General features: G+C 58.7%; 20 protein-coding genes and 2 pseudogenes. 7 read left to right on the top strand and 15 right to left on the bottom strand.

All coding sequences use genetic code 11. From position 1 onward, the window contains the following. Positions 1-418 precede the first annotated feature (418 nt). The 8 genes from AB1E33_RS04940 to AB1E33_RS04905 all read right to left on the bottom strand — a co-directional run bounded on the left by AB1E33_RS04940 (position 419) and on the right by AB1E33_RS04905 (position 7,853). The gene (locus tag AB1E33_RS04940) at positions 419-1,231 is read right to left on the bottom strand and encodes a citryl-CoA lyase (protein WP_372576149.1); all 813 of its coding nucleotides are present in this window, start codon (positions 1,229-1,231) and stop codon (positions 419-421) included. Beyond that, on the bottom strand, positions 1,228-2,421 hold the full coding sequence (locus tag AB1E33_RS04935; RefSeq protein ID WP_372576148.1) for a CaiB/BaiF CoA transferase family protein: 1,194 nt from the start codon (positions 2,419-2,421) through the stop codon (positions 1,228-1,230). The genes AB1E33_RS04940 and AB1E33_RS04935 overlap by 4 nt, the downstream gene beginning before the upstream one ends. Then, entirely contained in the window at positions 2,418-3,869 is a 1,452-nt protein-coding gene (locus AB1E33_RS04930; protein WP_372576147.1) for an aldehyde dehydrogenase family protein, read from the bottom strand. Before AB1E33_RS04930 ends, AB1E33_RS04935 begins: the two co-directional genes overlap by 4 nt. Then, positions 3,866-4,558 carry a hypothetical protein gene (locus AB1E33_RS04925; RefSeq protein ID WP_372576146.1) on the bottom strand — a complete coding sequence of 231 codons (693 nt, stop codon included), beginning with the start codon at positions 4,556-4,558 and terminating at the stop codon, positions 3,866-3,868. The genes AB1E33_RS04930 and AB1E33_RS04925 overlap by 4 nt, the downstream gene beginning before the upstream one ends. Next, complete coding sequence (locus AB1E33_RS04920) at positions 4,555-5,553, bottom strand: agmatinase family protein (protein ID WP_372576145.1); 999 nt, start codon at positions 5,551-5,553, stop codon at positions 4,555-4,557. The genes AB1E33_RS04925 and AB1E33_RS04920 overlap by 4 nt, the downstream gene beginning before the upstream one ends. Continuing rightward, positions 5,550-6,419: an arginase family protein gene (locus AB1E33_RS04915; protein WP_372576144.1), complete on the bottom strand. Its 870-nt coding sequence runs from the start codon at positions 6,417-6,419 to the stop codon at positions 5,550-5,552. Before AB1E33_RS04915 ends, AB1E33_RS04920 begins: the two co-directional genes overlap by 4 nt. Then, positions 6,419-6,892, bottom strand: a complete 474-nt coding sequence (locus AB1E33_RS04910; protein ID WP_372576143.1) for a hypothetical protein — start codon at positions 6,890-6,892, stop codon at positions 6,419-6,421. The genes AB1E33_RS04915 and AB1E33_RS04910 overlap by 1 nt, the downstream gene beginning before the upstream one ends. Before the next feature lie 187 nt (positions 6,893-7,079). Then, positions 7,080-7,853, bottom strand: a complete 774-nt coding sequence (locus AB1E33_RS04905; RefSeq protein ID WP_372576142.1) for an arginase family protein — start codon at positions 7,851-7,853, stop codon at positions 7,080-7,082. Positions 7,854-7,938: 85 nt separating this feature from the next. On the opposite strand from AB1E33_RS04905, the gene AB1E33_RS04900 reads away from it, so the two are divergent. Continuing rightward, a complete protein-coding gene (locus tag AB1E33_RS04900) occupies positions 7,939-8,646 on the top strand; it encodes an IclR family transcriptional regulator (RefSeq protein WP_372576141.1) in 708 nt (235 codons plus the stop codon). Between the two features lie 8 nt (positions 8,647-8,654). On the opposite strand, the gene AB1E33_RS04895 is transcribed toward AB1E33_RS04900, so the two are convergent. The 7 genes from AB1E33_RS04895 to AB1E33_RS04865 form a co-directional block, all read right to left on the bottom strand. Next, positions 8,655-9,458 carry an ABC transporter permease gene (locus tag AB1E33_RS04895; RefSeq protein WP_372576140.1) on the bottom strand — a complete coding sequence of 268 codons (804 nt, stop codon included), beginning with the start codon at positions 9,456-9,458 and terminating at the stop codon, positions 8,655-8,657. 9 nt (positions 9,459-9,467) lie between these two features. Next, positions 9,468-10,373, bottom strand: a complete 906-nt coding sequence (locus tag AB1E33_RS04890; RefSeq protein ID WP_372576139.1) for an ABC transporter permease — start codon at positions 10,371-10,373, stop codon at positions 9,468-9,470. Beyond that, positions 10,370-11,452 carry an ABC transporter ATP-binding protein gene (locus AB1E33_RS04885; RefSeq protein WP_372576138.1) on the bottom strand — a complete coding sequence of 361 codons (1,083 nt, stop codon included), beginning with the start codon at positions 11,450-11,452 and terminating at the stop codon, positions 10,370-10,372. The genes AB1E33_RS04890 and AB1E33_RS04885 overlap by 4 nt, the downstream gene beginning before the upstream one ends. Before the next feature lie 57 nt (positions 11,453-11,509). Further along, positions 11,510-12,568, bottom strand: a complete 1,059-nt coding sequence (locus AB1E33_RS04880) for an ABC transporter substrate-binding protein (RefSeq protein WP_372576137.1) — start codon at positions 12,566-12,568, stop codon at positions 11,510-11,512. Further along, positions 12,565-13,383, bottom strand: a complete 819-nt coding sequence (locus AB1E33_RS04875; protein WP_372576136.1) for an alpha/beta fold hydrolase — start codon at positions 13,381-13,383, stop codon at positions 12,565-12,567. The genes AB1E33_RS04880 and AB1E33_RS04875 overlap by 4 nt, the downstream gene beginning before the upstream one ends. A 45-nt stretch (positions 13,384-13,428) precedes the next feature. Beyond that, entirely contained in the window at positions 13,429-14,346 is a 918-nt protein-coding gene (locus tag AB1E33_RS04870; protein WP_372576135.1) for an ABC transporter substrate-binding protein, read from the bottom strand. A gap of 997 nt (positions 14,347-15,343) precedes the next feature. Further along, on the bottom strand, positions 15,344-15,922 hold the full coding sequence (locus AB1E33_RS04865) for a TetR/AcrR family transcriptional regulator (RefSeq protein WP_372576134.1): 579 nt from the start codon (positions 15,920-15,922) through the stop codon (positions 15,344-15,346). A gap of 97 nt (positions 15,923-16,019) precedes the next feature. Here AB1E33_RS04865 and AB1E33_RS04860 point away from each other — a divergent pair, with 97 nt between their 5' ends. From AB1E33_RS04860 to AB1E33_RS04835, 6 genes and pseudogenes are all read left to right on the top strand, one after another. Continuing rightward, entirely contained in the window at positions 16,020-17,126 is a 1,107-nt protein-coding gene (locus AB1E33_RS04860) for an NmrA family NAD(P)-binding protein (protein ID WP_372576133.1), read from the top strand. Positions 17,127-17,171: 45 nt separating this feature from the next. Further along, positions 17,172-17,744, top strand: coding sequence for a carbonic anhydrase (locus AB1E33_RS04855; protein WP_372576132.1), 573 nt, complete (start codon positions 17,172-17,174; stop codon positions 17,742-17,744). Between the two features lie 60 nt (positions 17,745-17,804). Beyond that, positions 17,805-18,293: a DUF8737 domain-containing protein gene (locus tag AB1E33_RS04850; RefSeq protein WP_372576131.1), complete on the top strand. Its 489-nt coding sequence runs from the start codon at positions 17,805-17,807 to the stop codon at positions 18,291-18,293. A gap of 113 nt (positions 18,294-18,406) precedes the next feature. Continuing rightward, positions 18,407-18,622 (top strand): hypothetical protein, encoded by a 216-nt coding sequence (locus tag AB1E33_RS04845; protein ID WP_372576130.1) that lies wholly within the window; start codon positions 18,407-18,409, stop codon positions 18,620-18,622. A gap of 61 nt (positions 18,623-18,683) precedes the next feature. After that, positions 18,684-19,496 (top strand): annotated as a pseudogene (locus AB1E33_RS04840) (IS5 family transposase). Between the two features lie 92 nt (positions 19,497-19,588). Then, a pseudogene (locus AB1E33_RS04835) lies at positions 19,589-20,338 on the top strand (IS110 family RNA-guided transposase); the annotation flags it as partial. Positions 20,339-20,551: the final 213 nt, after the last annotated feature.

Below are 20,551 nucleotides of genomic sequence, written 5' to 3'. Positions count from 1 at the left end.
TGTTCGAACAGTTCCTCGGTCAGAACAACGAAGGGAACCCTTCCTCTATGACTAAGCCAAGGCGGCCCCTTGGAAGCCTGCTTGGTAAAACTAAAAGCTGTATTTTAGCACGTCTCGACGTCAAAACGTCTGCCTTGGATTGGTGGTAACTCTGGATGCTTCATTGGTCTTCCTTTCAATTCGCACAACATCAGGCACGGAAAAATCCGTGTTGAGTGCGACTAGATGGAAAATACTCAAGTATGACTTCAGCTAAAATAAACTTGGTCCTGTCAGCAAAGTTGTTTGATGGCACGAACTGGTCGTACGTCAGGCTTGATTAGAATGTCTGCAACGCAGACATAGCGTGAAGTTTCCGCGCGCTCTCCAATGGCAGTCCACTGTGCTTCGCTGACACGGGACCAGCTTGAGGGTCGTGTCATTGCTCACTTTGCTTGAGATAGGTCCAAAGACTACCCTTAGGTAAAGGCCCTTTGTTGCGGCCACCTTGTTGGGTTTGCTCCCAGGCATGCGCTAGGATACCGACCGACCGCGACAGGCAAAACAACCCGCGGGCTAGCGGGGCGTCGAAGCCGAGTTCGGCGTAGATCACTGCAGTTGCGCCATCGATGTTCATTGGGATCGGGCGGTCTTTGGTTTCGGACAGATACGCCTCGATTCTCAAAGCGATGTCCCGCACCCTGCCTTCAACCACACCTTCTTTTTGCTCCGAGTGCACCAACTCCATCAGGCGCGGCGAGCGCGGGTCACGAGTGTGGAAGCGATGTCCGAAACCGGGCATATATCTCCCGTGCTCTATGGTCCAGCGCGCGACTGCCCCTTCTGCGGCCCGGTCGGGCGTGTCGCCGTCATCAACAAATGACAAGGCCAGCCGAAACAACGAGACTGCTTGCTCACCAGCGCCACCATGCACATCGCCCAGCATATTCAGCCCTGTGGCCATGGCGCTGTTCAGGCCGACACCGCAAGTCGCAGCCATGCGGGCGGCAGCGATGGACGGGGCCTGTGGGCCGTGATCGACCCCTGCTGTCAGCGCAGCCTCAAGCAGCCTGACCTGACCTCGGGATGGCAGGTCGCCGCGCAGGCAAAGCCAGATCATGTCCACGAAACCGACTTTGCCGATCAATTCCTCGATCGGATGGCCGCGGATGTCGATCTGGTTGGGTTCCATCCTGATAAGGGCGGTCTGCCACCAATCTTCGACCTCTTTGCACGATGCTGGATCTTTCATATCGCACCTTCCTTTTGCAGGGCCGAGATCTGGCCCGGATCATACCCAAGCTCGGTCAGGATTTCGCGGGTGTGTGCGCCCAGTGTCGGTGGTGGCGTGTTCACTCTAGGGGCCGCGCCGTCAAGCTTGGCGCCGATTCCGACAAGTTGCAGATCCTGCCCTCCAATCTGGTGAGTCTGCAAAAGGCCCCGGCTGGCAAGTTGCGGATGTGTCAGCGCCTCGGGTACAGACCAGACCGGGCCTGCCGGAACACCACGAGCAGTCAGTCTTTGCACCCAATCTTCAGTCGAGGCGGCGGCAAAGGCCGCTTCCAAGTCCGCACTCAGCGCGGCACGATTGGCCAATCGGTTCTTTCGGTCCGCAAAGCGCGGATCCCGCGCCAATGCAGGGCTGCCGATGATCTCGCACAGCACCTCGAATTGTTCCTGCTTGTTGGCCGCGATGTTCATCACGCCATCGGCGGTTTTGAACGTGCCTGAAGGGCTGGCGGTGAAATTGTCATTGCCGTTCGGGCTGGGCGCCTGTCCGGCGACAAGATGGTTCGAGACTACCCAGCCCATCGTTGCGATCACCGCTTCCAGCATCGAGACATCAATGAAGGTACCTCGATCTTCGGTTTTGTTGGCAAGAGCAGCGGCGACGGCAAAAGCCGCGGTCATGCCGCCGATTGTATCCGCCATCGGATAACCCACCCGGTAGGGCGCTGTATCGGCATCCCCGGTAATCGACATCACGCCGCTCATGCCCTGAACGATCTGGTCGTAAGCGGGCAATTTCGCCAGCGGCCCGTCCTGGCCGAAGCCCGAGATGGCGCAATAGACAAGGCCGGGATTGTCCTGACAGAGCGCCTCGTAACTCAGGTTCAGGCGCGCCATGACACCGGGACGGAAATTTTCGACCAGCGCATCGGATTTTTGCACCAGCTCCCTGATGATGCGTTTGCCAGGTGCGGATTTCAGGTTCAGGGTGATCGACCGTTTGCCCGGGTTTTGCGCTAGAAAGGACACGCCCATTAGATCGGCGTTGCGCGCGGGATCGGCCCCCAGCTGGCGGGCAAGGTCACCGGTCCCGGGGGTTTCAACCTTGATCACCTCGGCACCCATGTGGGCCAGTTGGTGACAGCAGTACGGACCAGCCAGCACGTTGGTCAGGTCGAGTATGCGAAACCCTTTCAGCGGCGTTTGTGTCATCGCCCACCCCTCGCCGCATGCACAACCCGGGCCGCAGTAAAGAACTCGCGGCAGTAGCTGCCTTTTTCCGGCGCGCCATAGGAGGACCCTTTGCGGCCTGTAAAGGGCGCATGGAAATCCATACCCGCCGTGGGTAGGTTGACCTGTATCATTCCCACCTCGGCATGCTGCATGAAGTGTTCAATCCTTGCTTGATCCTGTGAGACGATACCCGCTGATAAGCCGAAATCGCTGTCGTTGGCAGCGGTCAGGGCGGCCTCATAATCCGGCACACGCAGAACGGCTGCAATCGGGCCGAAGATTTCGTCCCGCGCCACCGCAGCATCCGCTTGTACTTCGGTAAAAAGCGCCGGGGCGAAATAGTGCCCTGGCGTGTTTGACGAAATCTTGCCGCCGCCCGCGGCAAGTGTCGCGCCGTCGGCCATGGCGCGCGCAGCGTATTGCTGGTTGATCGCCAGTTGCGCCGCACTGGCGACAGGGCCGATTTGTGTGTCCGGCGCGCGGGCATCACCGACCGACAGGGTTTTCATGGCAGCACAAAGCCGGTCGACGAAGGCGTCATGTATCTCATCGGTCACGATCAGCCGGGACGACGCGGTGCATCGCTGGCCGGTCGAATAGAAACTGCCCTGAATAGCGCAGTGGACCGCCAGATCCAGATCCGCATCCTCCAGCACGATCAGTGGGTTCTTGCCCCCCATTTCCAGCTGCATCTTCGCGCCGCGCGCAAAAAGCGCCGCGCCGATCCTGCGACCCACCGGAGTGGAACCGGTGAAGGTAATTCCCGAGACTTCGGGATGGTTGACAATGGTTTCGCCGACCTCGGCGCCCGCGCCCATCACGAGGTTGAACACCCCCTCGGGCAGACCCGCGCGGGCGATTATGTCCGACAACATCCAGGCCGATCCGGGCACCAATTCGGCGGGTTTGAACACAACCGTGTTGCCATAGGCCAAAGCGGGCGCAATTTTCCACGCCGGTATCGCCAATGGGAAATTCCAAGGCGTGATAACGCCGACAACGCCGATCGGATCCCGCCGCACGTCAAGCGTTACGCCCTCCCGCAAGGACTGATAGGCGTCACCGGTCGCACGATAGGCCTCGGCTGCGAAATACTTGAAGAGATGCCCGGCGCGATGCGCCTCTGCGGTGGCCTCGGGCAGGGTTTTGCCTTCTTCGCGGGCCAGCATGTCGCCCAGTTCATCCACCCGGGCGAGGATTTCCGAACCGATCCGATCCAGCGCTTCGAACCGGACCAACGGGGATGTCGTGCGCCATTTCGGAAAGGCGGCGGCGGCGGCCTCGATTGCCTCGGCGGTCTGGGCGGCGCTGGCCTGCGTGTAGTGGCCGATGGTGTCGTTCAGGTCGGAGGGGTTGATATTGGGCGTCGCATCGCCGCCCGCGATCCATGCGCCCGCAATGTGGTTGGCAAAGGTATCTTGGCTCACAACATCTCCTCCAGTACCGGGCGCCAGCCGATGTCTTCGTGCCGGTGATCGACGGTGTTGACGTAGAAATAGGTTGGTCCGTGATACCCGCGGCACACCCGCCCGTCGGCGCGGCTGGCCACCGGCTCGGCTGTCCAGCTGACCGCCCCGAACCAGTTCCACAAATGGTTATGGGCCGACATCAGGTGATCCGGCCCGAGCGGGGCGACATGATCGGCGGCCGTGGGCATGGGAGCGTCGGAGGCGGCGCCACCCACCAGCATGTCCCACTCATTGGGTCCGGCCGCGCCCAGATAGGGGTCATTTCGGGGTGTATCGCCGCCTGTCAGCAACCGGCAGCGAAACGTTTCGCCATCCATCACGACCGTGGCGCCCATAACATACCCCGCTTCATCCAGATCCTGCCAGCTGACACGGGTCAGCAGCATCCGGTCAGCGACCATCAGCCGTGTTTTATCGTCCTGAAACACATGCCAGTTCAGGCGTCGCGACGGGTCCGCGGGGCTGTCTGTGAGCGTCCAATTGCCCCAATCCGGATCGGTTTCGAATTCCGGGATGTCGCCTGGCGTCAGCCCTTCGAACGGACAAAGCGCGGACAGATCGGTGATCCAGGGCCGGGTCGCCGGCGCGACTGTTTCCCCGGCATGGGAAAATCCGCCCATCCGCCGGGGGCCGATATATTCCATCATGCCGCCGCCACCGGTCGTGTGCGGAACCGGCGCAAGACACGAAACAGCATTTCGGCCGCCAGAAACTCGGTGCGCTCGGACGGGTCGAGAGGGGGTGAGACCTCGACAATGTCCAGTCCGCCCAAGGGAGCCTCGGCCAATCCGTCCAGAAGGTCGTAATATTGCCGCGGCGTGATCCCACTGTGTACGATTGACCCGGTGCCGGGCAGATAACCGGCATCCATCGCGTCGATGTCGATTGACAGGTAAAGCTCATCGCAGCCCTGCATGGCGTGAGCAAGTGCCTGACGCATCACCTCGGACGCGCCTAGCTTATGCACGTCGCCAGCCGAGAATACGCGGCCGCCCTGCTGTTCGATCAAGGCCAAATCGCCGCCATCGACCCAACCAGTGATGCCGACCCAGACCATATTGGCCACATCCACATTGGGTAGTTCCGAAATCCGCCGGGCGTTGGTGGCGTGGTTGTGAGTGCCCCAGGCGCCCAGGCGATCCGAGAAATCCAGATGCCCGTCAATCTGGATATAGCCGAAGCGCGCCCCGGGCGCGCGCCGGATCAGCCCCCGGGAATAGCCAAGGCAGGCTGGAAAACTGTTGTAATGATCGCCTCCAAGGGCCAGCGGTATCGCTCCGCCGACGGTCAGCGCCTCGGTCATCGCAGCGATCGCCTGGGTTGTCGCATCGACATCCTGCGGCGTAATCGGGGCATCGCCACAATCAACCACCCAGTCCGCAGCCAGCCTGCTGCAATACCCGGTGTCAGGATCAACGCTGGCCGCCTGTGGACGCGTGGCGTGCAGCAGGGTGGTCGCCTTGCGCAGCGCCACGGGGCCAAACCGGGTACCAAGGCGGCTGGAATGGGTCCAGTCGCTCGGCATTCCCACTACGCCGATCTGACCCGTACCTACCTCGGCCACATCGCCTGCCGGGCCATCGAACAGGCGGAACCCCGGTTGAGAAAAGGGCGGCTGGAATATCGTGAGTGGCGCGGTCATGTCAGTTCAGTTTCCTCTGCAATCACTTGCTTCGCGTACGGGGCGAGAAACCCCAGCCGTGCATAGACAAAGGCCAGCAGGGCCGTAACCATCAGCCGCTGACCGACCTTCACCACGCCCATGCCGGGCCGGCTCGGGTTGAGACCAGTCAGCATGATGGCGCTGACCCGGTGCTGTCCAAGGATGCCCAGCCATTGCGACACCGTTTCCAGATCGCATCCACCCAAACGGGGACGGTCACAAAGCGCGCTGAGCGATGTTCTAAAAACAGACAGATCAAAGCGCACGAAAAGTGGTTTTGACCCATCCCTCCACAATGCGAACTCTGCCAGCGACGCACCAGCGCTTGGGGAACAGCCCGTGCCATGCGGCAAGGGGGCAACGTGAAAATCCCGTGCAACCTGTAGCGTTCCGCCAAACTGCACCGCCTGGCAGCCCGGCAGCGCTTTCTGAACGGTCCTGGACAGTTGATCCGAACCGCCAAGTAGAATCGCGCAGGCTTCAGCACGAAAGATTTGTAGGGTCGCCTCCCTCAGGGCGGCATGGATCCGATCCTCTGATACGGGCGCAAGATCCCCGAGATCTCCCAACTTTGCGTGCAAGCCGTCGGTGCATATTTCCTGACGTGCATCGATATCGACGGGGTGACTGAACTGTGGATTCGCATGCCAACCGAAATAGACCGAGGTTTCGCGTAGCGCGCGTGGCGCAAGCGATTGCCCGGCAAATGGGGCGCCCGTGTCCTCGAACGGCAGACCCAGCACTGCCAAATCGCCGGGTCGCAGGTCGCGGATCGTTTTGGGTTGAGCGCGCATGAACGAAAGGTGCCCTGCCATGCGCGGCAAAGGGGCCGAACGCAGAGGCATCAGTTCGCTCCTTTTCCGAGCCGGTCCGTGACCGCCCGAACGATCGCGAGCGCCGCGCGGGTCTCGGTTGTGCCGCGACTGTCCAACGCCGGTGCCAGCCCAAAGACGGCGGCCGCAATGACATTTCCGCGTATGGCTTCGATCCGCGCGATCATCTGTACCGGTGTCAGCCCAGCCAGATGGCGCGGCCGCGATAGCCAGTTGCCCGCAAGTTCTTCCAGGTCCACACAAAGGACGATGGGAGATGTGCCAGAGGAGCAATTAACCCCTGTTGCCGACACCTCGTGAACATCTCGGTCGGCAATTTGCTGCGCGGCGGTGACAAGCGCCTTTGCTCCGCTGGTATCGCCACCAACCAGCACCAGTCGTGCGCCGCGCTGTAGAACAGATTTGCATTGCGACACGACCGCAGCGATATGCTTGTCCGGCTCAAGCGGAAAGACGTTCGCGTCGCCCAGATCAAGGGTGTTCATGAGTATGTCATCGGGCCGCGAGACGTACCGCAGCTGGCGCGCGAGATATCGTTGCCCGGCTGCAGGGCGACCGAGGTTGTCGCAAAAATATCCAGCCAGCGCGACCTGGCCAGGGGTAAGATCCTCCAGGTCCCCCACGGGAGTTCCCAGAAAACTTGGGATCGCATCAAACAGGGGCTGCACAGCATCACCCATGGCGAAATGCAGCGGTCAGCGTTTCAAGCGCTGCCAGCTCCGACAGGCCCCTTGTGTCGCGCGCAGGCGCAAGCCCGGTTATCACTATGACCTGCCATTCACACGCCATCGCCTCGACTGTCGCGACCAGCGTTTCGGGTTTCATACCTCCGGGATTAAGGCCGACGACACCTGCCGCATGACCCAGGTCGATGACCGACACATCAAGCCAAAGACCGCCGCGTTCAGGTATCTTGGAAATATTCGCAATGCCACCCTCATCAAGCTGCCGAGCAGTGCGCCACAGCATCGAGCGCTGGCTGATCTTGCCCCAGACCTCGGCGGGCTGTGCGCCGTTCAGACCCAACCAGACTGTGTTCACCTCACGCGCGACCAGATCTTCCCGAATCCGTGGCATCGCTGCGACAACGGGCAGTTCCGGCAAGGCGCCCAGGACCGCCGTGGCGACATCCTCGGCGCCGCCCAGAACGACCGGCACGACACCGAGATGCGCCATCTGCGACACAAGCTGCCCCACCGCACCGGACCAATCGCCCGTCGGCTCGATATTCCCGAGATCCCGGCCCGGTGCGGGAAATTCAGTGCCGACCCGTTCGGCCATCGCCCGCAGCGCGTCGGGGGCCAATGCGGCGCCAAACCGCGGGCCCTTCTCGACCTCACACGGAACCCCCAGAATGCCGACCTCGCCCACGGCACATTCGGAAACCGGGCCGAACGGCAACCCCGCAAACCCGGTCACTACTTGCAGTTTCTGGGCGTTACTCACTGCCTGACACCTCATTTGATTGCGATTTCCAATCGCGCCCGAACTGGCTACAAACAGCCAGGCAAGTGCATCGAAAGGACTGCCCATGCCCGACACGCGCAAAGTTCAGGACACGACCGGCGGTGTCGAAGCCGTCGAACGCGCTCTGCGTGTGCTGGACAGCTTTGCCCCCGGTGACACGGGCCTTTCGTTGAAAGAGATCGCCGACCGCAGCGGAGTCAACAAGGCCACGATCCTGCGCCTCAGTGTCTCGCTTGAGAAATTCGGGCATATTACCCGCGATGCCGAAGGGCTGTTTCATCTGGGTCCTTCGCTGTGGCGACTGGGCTCGGTGTTTCGCCAAAACCTTCGCATGGGTCCCATCGTGCGCCCAGTGCTGGCCAGTCTGGTGCGGGCGACCGGGGAAAGCGCGTCGTTCTACGTGCGGCGCGGTACCTCGGGCGTATGTCTCTACCGGGTCAATTCGCAACGCCTCGCGCGCGACCATGTCGAAGAGGGAGAGATCATTCCGCTGGGCCTGGGGGCCTCGGGTCAGGTTCTGGATGCCTTTTCCATGCGTCAGGGCAAACACGCGACCGCCATCCAGGAGGCCGGCTACTACCTCAGTCTTGGGGAACGTGACCCCGATGTCGCTGGCCTTTCGGTTCCCGTTCTTGGCATCGAAGACGAGCTTCTGGGCGCGGTCAGTCTGTCTGGCTTGCGCGTCCGGTTCAGCGAGACTGTAATAGAAACCTACCGCGATGCGGTCCTTGATGCGGCGCGCCAGATCCGGGTTGCCTTCGGCGAAAAATAACGGACGTTTCATTTTACCTTGTCCTTTCTCCGGCCAATCAACTGAACCCCGATCAGTGCCGCGACGGACACGACGATCAGGCAGGTAGAAATCGCGGCAATTGTCGGATCAAGTTGGTCGCGCAGCGAATTGAACATCCGGCGGGTGATCGTGGCATTGTCACCGCCTGAGACCAGCATCGAGATCACCACCTCGTCGAGTGAAGTGATGAAGGCCAGAAAGGCCCCTGTCTGGATCGAAAACTTGACCTGTGGCACCGTCACCGTCCACAGCGCATAAGCCCGGGACGCGCCAAGGCTGCGGGCCGCCAGTTCCTGATCGAAATCATAGTTCTGCAGGCCCGACATGACCGTCACGATCACGAAAGGCAGCGCTAGGGCAGTGTGGGCGATCACCACACCGGTCAACGTGTAGTTCAGGCCCAGCTTGGCATAGAGGCTGAATACACCAACTGCGATCAAAATCACCGGCACGATGATCGGCATGATCACCAGGATCTGAGCCGCGTTTCTGATTCGCGGGGTAGAGCAATGCAGCCCATAGGCACAAAGCGATCCCAGGGGCGTGGCAATCGCGGTGGTCAGAACGGCGGCGATCAGTGACGTGCGCGTTGCACTCATCCACTCGTCCGAGCCGAAGTATTCCCGGTACCAGCGAAAGGAAAGTGAGGTCGGCGGAAATTCCAGAAAGGACGCCCCCGAAAATGACATCGGGATAACGATCAGTGTGGGAAGGATCAGAAAGAAGAGAACTGCGATCCCAACTGTACTGAGCCACAATCCGTCAATCCTGCGCTGTCCGACTTGTTCCATTTCAGATCCTCAGCGCATGAACAGTTTGTCGAGGCCAAAGACCCGGTGCATCAGCCAGATCATCGCGAGCGCCAGAAACAGAAGCACGACGCCCAGGGCCGAGGCCGCGCCCCAATTTGCATAGACGGTAATGGTGCTTTCAATCCTCTGTGCCAGCATCTGCACGCGACCGCCACCCAGCAGCGCCGGCGTGACGAAGAACCCAAGCGACAGAATAAAAACCAGCACAATCCCGGCAAAAAGCCCCGGCAGCGACATCGGGAGAAATACCCTCCAGAAAGCGCCTCTGGGAGTGGAACCGAGACCAACCGCTGCCCGCACCAGATCGGTATCGATACTGCGCATGGTCGCATAAAGCGGCAGGATCAGGAACGGCAGCATAATATGCACCATGCCGATGATTGACCCGGTCAAGTTATGCGCCAGCTGTAGCGGCTCGTCGATGATGCCGATCGACATCAGCGAGGAATTAATGATCCCATTTCGCTGCAACAGCACAAGCCAGGCATAGGTTCGCACCAGAACCGAGGTCCAGAACGGGACCAGCACGAAGACCATCAGGATTCCCGCCCTTCTGTCCGGCAGCCGAGTCAGCCAGTAACACAGCGGATATCCCAGCAGCACGCAGATTACGGTTACGGCGATGCTGATCTGAAAGGTCACAACAAAGGTGCGCCGGTAAAGTGCACTGTTGAAGATGCGCGCGTAATTCTCGGTGCTTGCCTCGCCCGCCGCGTTGAAGAAGGAAAGCGACGACAGCCAGAAAATCGGCAAGAAAACGACGATCAGGATCAACAGGACCGCAGGTGTGGAAAGCCCAAGGAACGCCTGATTTTCACGGCGTTCTTCGGACTTGAGTATGTCTGCGTTCTGGCGCGTCCCGACGCTTCTATTGCTGAACTCGGCAACGCTCATGACGCGTGATCCGGTACGATGATCGTATCCTGCGGATGCAGCGACAGGCCGATCCGTTCGCATTTCGACGGCAGCCCCATCTGCCCGGCCCTGTTGGCGGGCACACGCACGTTGATCTCACCGGCGCTGTCGTGATTGACGATCACCAGCACGCTGTCACCCTGATAGATGATCTCGTGCACTTCGCCCGAAAGATCATTAGCCGCCTCCGGCACGGCGCCCGGCGTGACCTCCAGCAATTCGGGCCGGATCACCAACCGGTGGCCGCCCCCCGGCGCAATCGGCAAGTCGGATTTCAACACCCGCCCGGCCAGTTGCGCTGTATTACCCGCCACATCGACCGGCAGCGAGACAGATTCCCCGACAAAATCCGCGACAAAGAAGCTGCTGGGCTGGCGGTAAAGCCGTTCGGGCGTCTCGACCTGTTCGATCCGCCCGTGATTGACCACCGCGATCCGGTCCGACATGGTGAGCGCCTCGCGCTGGTCATGGGTCACGTAGACCACGGTCGCGTCCAGCTTGTGATGCAGCGCCTTCAACTCGATCTGCATATGTTCGCGGAGCTTCTTGTCCAGCGCCGAAAGCGGTTCATCCATAAGAATGATCTGTGGTTCGAACACCATCGCGCGGGCCAGCGCCACGCGCTGCCTTTGCCCGCCTGAAAGTTGGGTGATACGTCGGTCGCCGAAGCCTCCCAACTGCACGGTATCCAGAGCGCGCTCGGCCTGTGTGCTCTGATCGGATTTCGAAACACCGCGGATCTTCAGCGGATAGGCCACGTTTTCGGCCACCGTCATGAAGGGAAACAGGGCATAGCTTTGGAACACCATGCCCAAGCCGCGCTGATGCGGCGGGGTGGCAATCATTTCCTGCCCACCAAACCGGATTGACCCGCAATCGGGCCGAACAAAACCCGCAAGCGCCATCAGCAGCGTTGTCTTGCCCGATCCCGACGGTCCCAGCAGCGTCAGGAACTCACCGGCGGGAATATTTAGTGACACATCATCCAGCGCTTTCACTGACCCGTAAGATTTGCATAGGTTCGAGATGTCGATGGGCAGGGATTGGGTTGCAGACATGATTGATCCTTGTGGATACGGGCGGGCGCGGTTCCAATTGGGCCGCGCCCGAATTTTTTATTGCTGGATCAGTGTATCAAACTCTTCTGTCAGCTCACCCAGCTGTCCGATATAAAAATTCGGATCGACCAGCAGTTGCTTGTCATAGTTCGCGGGATGGGTGTTGACCTTGACCGCCATCTCTTCCGAGATAATCCCGGTATCGAACGCACCCGTATTGACCGGTCCCAACGGCATCGTCACTGCCAGCCGCGCCTGTGCCGCGGCCGTTAGCAATTCGTTGATCAGTCGCATGGCGTTGTCTTTGTTCGGAGAACCCTTGGGTACAAGCAGACAGTCGATATCCATGGTGCCACCATCGAAGGCATAGCCAACTTCAATGCCGGAGGAGATAACGCTTTCCACTCGGTTATGGCCCATGTGGATCACATCTACCTCACCGTCGCGCAATAGCTGTGCAGATTGCGAGCCGCCGCGGTACCAAACCGTTACTTCTGGTGCGATCTCGGCCAGTTTGGCCCACGCGCGCGCCTTGCCCGCTTCTGTGGCCAGCAAGTCATAAACTTTTTCCTTTGCAACGCCATCGGCCATAAGCGCAGCCTCTAGGTTATAATTCACCTTGCCGTGCATCCCTCGTTTGCCGGGGAATTTCTCCAGATCCCAGAAGTCGGCCCAATTTGACGGACCGTTGTCGCCAAAGGCATCCTTGCGATAGGCGATCACCTTGGTGAAGTTGATGAACCCGATGTAGTGGCTGTTGATCAGCTCCTCGGGGATGCCTGTCGTGTCGACGATCGAATAATCGATCGGCTCAAGATTCCCTTCGCGTTTGAGCGTTTCACAAGACGGCAGATCCTGCTCTGTCACATCCCACGCGACCGCCCCAGCGGTGATCTGCGCACGCACGTCCTGAATGCCGTTGGTCGTGTCTTCCTTGACGGAAATATCCAAAGCCTCGCCTGCCGGTTCGAGCATGGCACTGCGCAAAGCGTCCTGAAAGGACCCGCCCCAGGATGCAAAAACAACTTCGCCTTCGGCGAGAGCAGGCGCAGCCACCGCCAGGCTGCCCGCGACAAGACCGGCTGCGAGTGTCAATTTTCTTGTTTTTTTCTTCATGTCAGATTCCACCTTGATTTTTGTTTGGTTTTTTGGCCGAAACTCCCGCAATGGTCTCCTCTGTCGGTTTGCGGTATCTTCTGTATCCAACTGGCAACCATCTGCGGACATTCGAGCATCACAAAATGACCGACATCCGGAACCAGCCGGATCTCTGCCAGCGATACCCGGGCGCGAATGACATCCAGCCAGTTCGACGACGGATGCGCGATCACTGACCGACGGGTCTCGTGTTCATCCAACGACGTTGACTGCAAAACCGTTACGGGGCAGGTGATGCGGTCGAGGGCCGGAATGAAGTCTCCCTGATCCCATGCTGCCATCGCATAATAATAGGCCAATAGAGTGTTGGTCGGATGCTGGGCAACCCGGGTCACAAGATGCCACCTCTGGTCCGGATCCAGATTATTGACCATCATTGATTCGATAGCAGTTTCTGCGCAGCCCCGACGACCAAACTGCTCAAGCTGGCCCGCCAACCGGCTGGTTGCTTGATCCGGATCTTCGGGAACGTTGCTGCCATCAATTAGAAGCAGCCGGGATACACGTCGCGGCCAATTCGCCGCCAGTTCAAGAGCAATCCGTGCGCCCATGCTGTGCCCCACGAGAGCAAAGTTATCGAAATCCAGATTATCGGCTTCTGACAACACATGGGCCGCGCAGTCGTTCAGACTGATCGCGCCTTCCAAAGGGAATGCTCCGGGGCTTCCGGGAAGCTTTGCAAGTCCAACCTTCACATTGACAGGCAAAAGAGAGGTGACACTGGTCCAATCCTGCCATCCGCAGGCCCAGCCATGAATGAAAACAACATTCATGGTTTCGCGGCATCAACAAAGGAGGCGGAAGGCGCCATTTTGCGTCTACTGCTGCACCAGAGCGTCAAACCGCTCCTGCAGCACCGCAAAATTTTCGACATAGAAATCCGAAGCTATCACTAGTTGGGTTTTCATGTTCTCAGGGGCAGCGTTGTTTTTGGCAGCGAGCTCAGGCGGGATAATTCCGGTTTCGAATGCCTTTGCGTTTACGGGACCATAAGAAATTGCCACCGCCATGCGCGCCTGTGCTTTGGCCGACAGCATCTCGTTGATCACGTGCATGGCATTTTCGCGATTTGGTGCCCCCTTGGGGACCAGCAGACAATCCGCGTCGGTCGTGGCCTGGTTCCAGGTGAATCCAACGGATATTTCATCGCTATTGAGGGCATCAGCACGGCCGTTGCCTATCTGGATGATGTCGATTTCGTCATCGGCCATCAACTGCGCCGCCTGCGAGCCCCCTCTATACCAGACCGTAATATCTGGCGCGATCTCCTCGAGCTTGCCAAAAGCCCGGTCAATGCCACCTTCACCACGCAACACGGAGTAGACTTCGGTCGGGTCCACACCATCTGCCATGAGCGCCGCTTCCAGTGCATGCGAGACAGAATTAAACATCGCGCGGGTTCCCGGGAACGTTTCTGTATCCCAGAAATCCTCCCAGGACTGCGGCCCGGCGTCACCGAACTTCTCGGCTTGCCAGCCGATCACAAGTGAATAGGTCATCATGCCGATCCAGTGGCTGTCCTGAAGACTGGCCGGGATGCCATCAGCAGAAACGACGTCATAGTCGATCGGTTCCAACGCACCCTCTTGTTTCAACCGGGCACAGTCGGACAAGGCCTGTTCGGTAATGTCCCAGGCTACCGCACCTGCGCTGATCTGTGTGCGAACGTCCTGAATGCCGTTTGTGGTGTCTTCCTTGATGGTCACGCCGAGCGATTGCGCCGCCGGGTCCAGCATGGAGTCCCGTAGTGCATCTTGGAACGAACCTCCCCAGGAAGAAAACACTACCTCACCTTCCGCATATGCCGGCCCGAAGGTCGTCCCCAAGGCAACTGCGCTGCAAAGCATTGTTTTTTTATGAATGCATTTGATCTGGCCATTGGTGACATGTGCTTCTCCCAGTGCTGATTGCGTTTTGTTCTACGAAACGCGATTTCATTTTCATATGAATAGCAATGTTCACAGTCAACGATTCTTTTCAATCCGTGAATTGGAGGAAGCCTCTGTTTCGGCGTTTCACCTCAATGCTGCAGCTAGTCAAAAGTGCCTGCTTGCCCATCTTTGAAATGTATTGTGCCGCCGTTTGATCGAAGGGGTGTATCTCGCTTTGTTCTTGCCAATTACAGGCAGAGCATGCACCCAGACCCTAAGCCAGTTTTGCCGCATTTTATGGAGTAACCGCTGTTGAGCTTGTCCAACTAGACTTGCGATGACATCAACAACGACCGGCCAATTGTTCGCGCGAAAATCGAATGAACTATGTGCGGAGCATGACCGTATTCACATGATCGAGAAGAAAATCTAATAGGCGCAGTTCATTGGGGCGTCTGTGATTGGCTGACCTGAAAGGCGGCTTTCAATAGTCCTCTCCCTTTCTTACAGACCGCTGCATCCGTCGCTTTGGACTCTTCGCGACCATTCTCTGCGCGTTAAGCGCAGGGCTGCTTCTCGATAGTTCAGCTAGGAAAGTATGAATTCTAGAGTCTCAGAAAATCGAAACCCTAAGTACTTGATTTTATTGCAACCGCCGTTTCACCAATTGGGTGACCCAACAGCTATGCCGGAGTAGGTAAATAATGAGACCGAATTATTGAGACTCGTATCCCTCAATTTTCAAGGGCGTAAGAATTTTAGGTTCTTCAGCGAGATTTGCAATTCATTCATAGTGAGAACTGTTTCCCACAGCATCCAGGCAAAAAACAGCCGCAAATCACTCTGGAAACTCTACGGCCGCCTAGAGCCGGTCTTTTGGCCACTGATCCTGCAGCAATCCCATGGCGGTGTGTCCTGCCTCCAGTGCTCGGTCCGCCTCGCCTTCGGATTCCGCCAGGCGGGCCAGAGTAATCGTGCCCACCAAGAGCGCCATCGCGGCCAGGCCCCGGTCCGAGCCGACATCCGAAGCGTCCCGCAAAAGGGCCGCCATGCGAACTGACGCCTGCGCGCCCGCTTGCCGGGGTGCTCCCTCGGTGCGGGCAAGCTCGGTTCCCATCGCCGCAAGCGGGCAACCCTGGCCTCTGTCTTGGACATGAGCTTGGGATAGGTACTTCGCAATGTAGTCTTGGCGCTCCTTCTCTCGCCCTTCACTGATCCCCTCACATTCCATGTTGGAAACGACATTGTCGACGGCATGGCGGAACGCTGCCGCGATCAAATCCTCTTTCGATGCGAAGTGCCGGTAGAATCCCCCATGTGTCATTCCGGCTGCTTTCATAACGTCAACAACGCTTGTCGCTTCGACCCCGCGTTCGCGGAACAACAGCGCTGCAGCATCCAGTATCCTATTGTGGCTGCGCTGTTTTTCCGCTTCCGACATTCTCGGCATTCCTGTGCTCCCAGGTGGGGTTGACAATTAAGATTATATGTATCATCTAATTTATAGATTGCAACTATCATCTAAATGGAGTGTGGCCGTGCCTGCCAAGCCAAAAATCCTCGTCTCAAGCGCAAGCGGCAAGACCGGGCTGCAAGTTTCTCTTCAACTCAGAGCCAAGGCTTATCCTGTCCGCGCGTTCGTACGGCGGAAAGATCATCGTTCTGACATACTTGAGCGCGCAGGCGCCGAACTCTTTGTAGGAGACCAGTATTCCCTGAGCGAAATGCGCAATGCTATGCAAGGCGTGCAACGGGCCTATCAATGCGCCCCGACAGCACCCAATGGGCTGCACTTCAACGCAGTGTTCACCGCTGCGGCGTACGAAGCGAAGGTCGAACACATCGTGACGCTTAGCCAATGGCTTTCAAGCGTAGATCACCCCTCGCTGTTTACGCGCGAAGTATTCCTGAGCGACATTCTGATCGGCATGCGCCCTGAGATGTCCGTGACCACTGTGAATGTCGGCTGGTTTGCTGAAAACTACCTGATGGTGCTGGACACGGCGGCCCATCTCGGGCTGTTCACGATGCCACTTGGCGACGGGGGCGTGAAGAAAAATGCAGCACCCTCGAACGAAGACATCGCGCGCGTGGTGGTCGGCGCCCTGACGGACCCGGCACACCATATCGGCAAGACGTATCGCCCTACGGGCCCGACGCTGCTTTCACCCGACGAGATAGCCGAAGCCATGGGCCGCGCGCTGGGGCGGCGGGTGCGTTACGTCGACATTTCCGAACGTATGATGATTAAGTCCCTGAAAACTCTGCGCCCCGCACACTATTCGGAAGCGGCAGTCACTCAATTGGCAATCTATTCAGAAGAGTATAGGCGAGGCACCTTCGCCGTGAACGCCCCAACTGATGACGTGTTGCAAGTAGGCGGGTGCGAACCTGAAGCCCTCGAGAGCATCGTGCGCCGCAGAGTCGCTGATCAACCGGGCCTGGCACGCAGTTTGCCCGGCAGCGTCAGCGCGATCGGCAGGTTCCTGAAGATCCTTGCGACGCGCTCGTTCGATCTCGATCACGCCCAGATGCAACGCGACTACGTGCGGCTTTCGTCCCCGTTGTACTGCCAGGAAGATGCGGCGTGGTTAGAGAGGCATCAGACCCGCGCCCTGCAGACCGATCCGGTGCGCATCGCCTGAGACCGGGGAAGGCGGTTTTCATCACCCAGAAGAAAGGACCTCCACATGGACGTTCAAGACGAACTCATCACCAGAAATCAAGAATTCGCGGCAGGTTTCAACGGCGCTGACCTGCCGATGCTGCCAAAGCTGCGGACGGTTCTTCTAACCTGCGGCGATGCCCGGGCCGATCCCGCGCACATCCTCGGTTTGGAGCTTGGCGACGCGGTTGTAATCCGAAACAACGGCGGACGGGTTACACGCGCCGTAATCGAAGAAATCGCCACCCTCGCCGTTCTGGTGAGTGCCCTGACGGAGGGCCGCGAACCCGGTTTCAACGTTGTCCTGATGCAGCACACACAGTGTGGAGCCCAGCGACTCTCCAATCCGGGCCTCCGGGGCATGCTACTGGATAAGCTAGGGATCGACGTGTCCGAGTACGCGATAACGGACCAAGAAAGCGATCTTTTGACGGATATCGGCCGCTTTGCCGCAGCGCCGGAAGTGCCGGATGCGATCGTTGTCTCAGCTCTACTTTACGACGTCACCACTGGAACGGCCCGAGAAATCGCTCCGGCTGCTTCGCTGGGGGCTGTGCGGACCACATCTGGAAGATCGCGAACTGTGGCGGAACGGTAAATATCGGCCTAACCGGCCTGCACATCACATCAACCGAAGTATCTCGAGAGGATCGTTCAGATGACTCCAACTACCATATTCCTTCTTCAGTTTGCTATGAGTCTCTTTGTCTTCGCTCTTATCGCCGCGTGGTACGTTGCGCCTTGGCTCGCAAGGCTTTCGGCGTCGGCTGCGCTTTCCGTCCTTTTGTTGCCACATGCTTTCCGGCACATCGGAATGAGCTTCATGGTGCCAAATCTCAACAGCGGAGGGCTTCCCGAGGCCTTCGCGACCAGTGCCAGCTATGGAGATCTGCTCGCGGCGATTCTGGCAATAGCAGCGCTTCTAACCCTGCGTTGGAAATCGATGGCCGCCCTTCCCTTGGTGTGGGGCTTCAACATCTTGGGAACGGTCGATCTACTGAACGCCCTACGCCAAGCCGAGGCAATCGACTACTTTGGTCCCACTTGGTTCATCCCGACATTCTTTGTACCGGCGCTCTTGGTGACACATGTGATGATATTTGCACGACTGCTGAAGGCAGATGGGCCCCAAATAGCATCGGCGTGAGAGGACAGGTGTCCTTCCAGGGCAGGCTGCGCTTATGTCTGCCCCACTGGGGCTCACGACCCAATCCTGAACTGTAAAGATCCTTTTGCGACGGTCCGCTTTCGTCGCTAGGTATGGCGAAAATAATCCCAGATGCCGTGATCTCGCTCAGGTACGGGCTTTGTTCAGATGTAATCGAATGCCCATTCGTTGTTGCCCTGTTCGCAGCGGTACCAGATCACCTAATCGGTGCCACTTTCCCCGTGGTTCTGGCGTTGTTCATCAGCTTTCCCCATGGCATCGCAGACGATCGCCCGGCGTTTCTGGCTGAGAACGATATCGCGGGTTAGTTCGGCCTCATTCCATTTCTGGACAATCTCCGCGCGGAAGCGGGATGTGAGTTCTTCTTGAGTGGAGTTAGGGCGAGGTTCACGCGTTTATTCGGACCTGCAATGGCTTGTTGAACGACAAGGGGAGAAACGCCCTGATTGACGAAAACGGTCATGCCCGGCTCGACAAAAATGACCTCGTCGCGCATGGCCGTTTTCATCAATCGCAATGGGTTGAGAAGGTCTGATGCGCGACGTGAATATGGACCGCCAAAGACGCTGTACAACCGTTGGAAGCGGTGGAGCGATATGGGTGTGTTCGCTCGGATCATGAATGGGCTGGCTGCGGAGGGAACCGATCATAAGACCATCATGACTGACACGGCTTATCTCAAAGCGCACCGCACGGCTTCCAGCCTGCGGTTGAAAAGGGGGCGTAGCAGGCTGATCACTGCCCGGCAGTCGCTGCTTGCAGCGATGAGAGGGAGGGCGCACCAAGGGTGGCATGAATACGAAACTGCATGCCGTTACTGACAGCCTCGGACGCCCCATCCGCTTATTCATATACGCTGGGCAGGTTAGCGATTACACGGGGGTCAGGGCTTTGGTAAACAGTCTGCCATGGGCTGATTGGCTACTGGGTGATCGCGGCTATGACGCCGACTGGTTCCGCGAAGCCCTTAAGGACAAGGGAACAAAGCCCTGTATCCCAGGTCGAAATTCACGCGACAAGCCTGTCCGGTACGACAAGCGTCGCTACAAACGCCGTAACAGGGTCGAGATTATGTTTGGACGTCTGAAGGACTGGCGACGTGTCGCAACTCGCTGTGACAGATGCCCCAAGGTGTTCCTGTCGGCCATCGCCCTCGCGGCAACCGTCATATTCTGGTTATGAGATGCCGTAGCGGGGCCTGCGTCACGCACCGCCGTCGCCACTTGTCAGATCAGCGCCGTGCTGCCGCCATTCCCGTATTGACCCCATATGGAGGACGACGGGATGCTGAGGGGATTGCACGTCTGCTTCACCTTGGCTGGTTCCGCCCGGTTCACTGCAAATCCGTCTCGGTTCAGGAAACTCGTGCTGTACTCGGTGCTCGGAAAGCCATTCAACAGAACATGATCGCTTTGGAAATGTCGCTGAGAGGATTGCTCCGGAACTTTGGCCTCAAGGTGGGTGCCATCTCACGCGGCAGGTTCGAGGCCCGCATCCGGGAGTTGGCGGATGGCAATCCCATGCTGGAAATAGCAACACGACCGATGCTTCGTGCCAGAGGTTCTCTGCGACAGGAGCTTGCAGCCCTCGAAAAGCAGGTGCGCCAGCTCGCACTGGCAGATCCGATTTGCTGTCGCTTGATGACGATGCCAGGGATCGGCGCGGTCGTGGCATTGACCTTGCGTGCAGCCGTCGATGACCCGACGCGCTTCCGGTCTTCAAAGAGGGTTGGTCCCTGGGTCGGTCTGACACCTTCGCGTAACCAGTCAGGCGAATGTGATGTCTCGGGCGGCATCACCAAGGCCGGTAACGTCAACCTGCGGCAGGCGTTATGCCAGGCTGCGACCGTAATGATGAACCGCAGCCGGTCGACATGGCTACTGATATGGGGGGCTCAACTCGCACAACGCCGTGGCCGGAAAACTGCGATGGTTGCTCTGGCGCGCCGTATCGCCGTCATACTCCATCGGATTTGGGTCGATGGCACAGACTTCCAACCGGATGTGGCACCAAATACGGCCTGACCGAGTATCGCTCTACCCATCGCCGGCCTGGTCGCAGGCCTTCGAGGTCCCGCAGGGACGCGGTTCCGGTGATGCCCCTCTCATGGTTTGCTTTGCAAAACACTGCCGGGCAGCGGAGGTCTGGACCGTTGCTGATTTTTCAAGCACGCCAATGAGATGGGCACATCGGAATGGCATCGAACCAGCATCATGTCGACAACCAAAGCGTTGATC

Origin of the sequence: Ruegeria hyattellae, assembly GCF_041537925.1 — a bacterium.
Lineage (GTDB): Bacteria > Pseudomonadota > Alphaproteobacteria > Rhodobacterales > Rhodobacteraceae > Ruegeria_C.
Note: the sequence above shows the minus strand (reverse complement) of the source record. Positions and strands in the feature narration are given on the sequence as shown.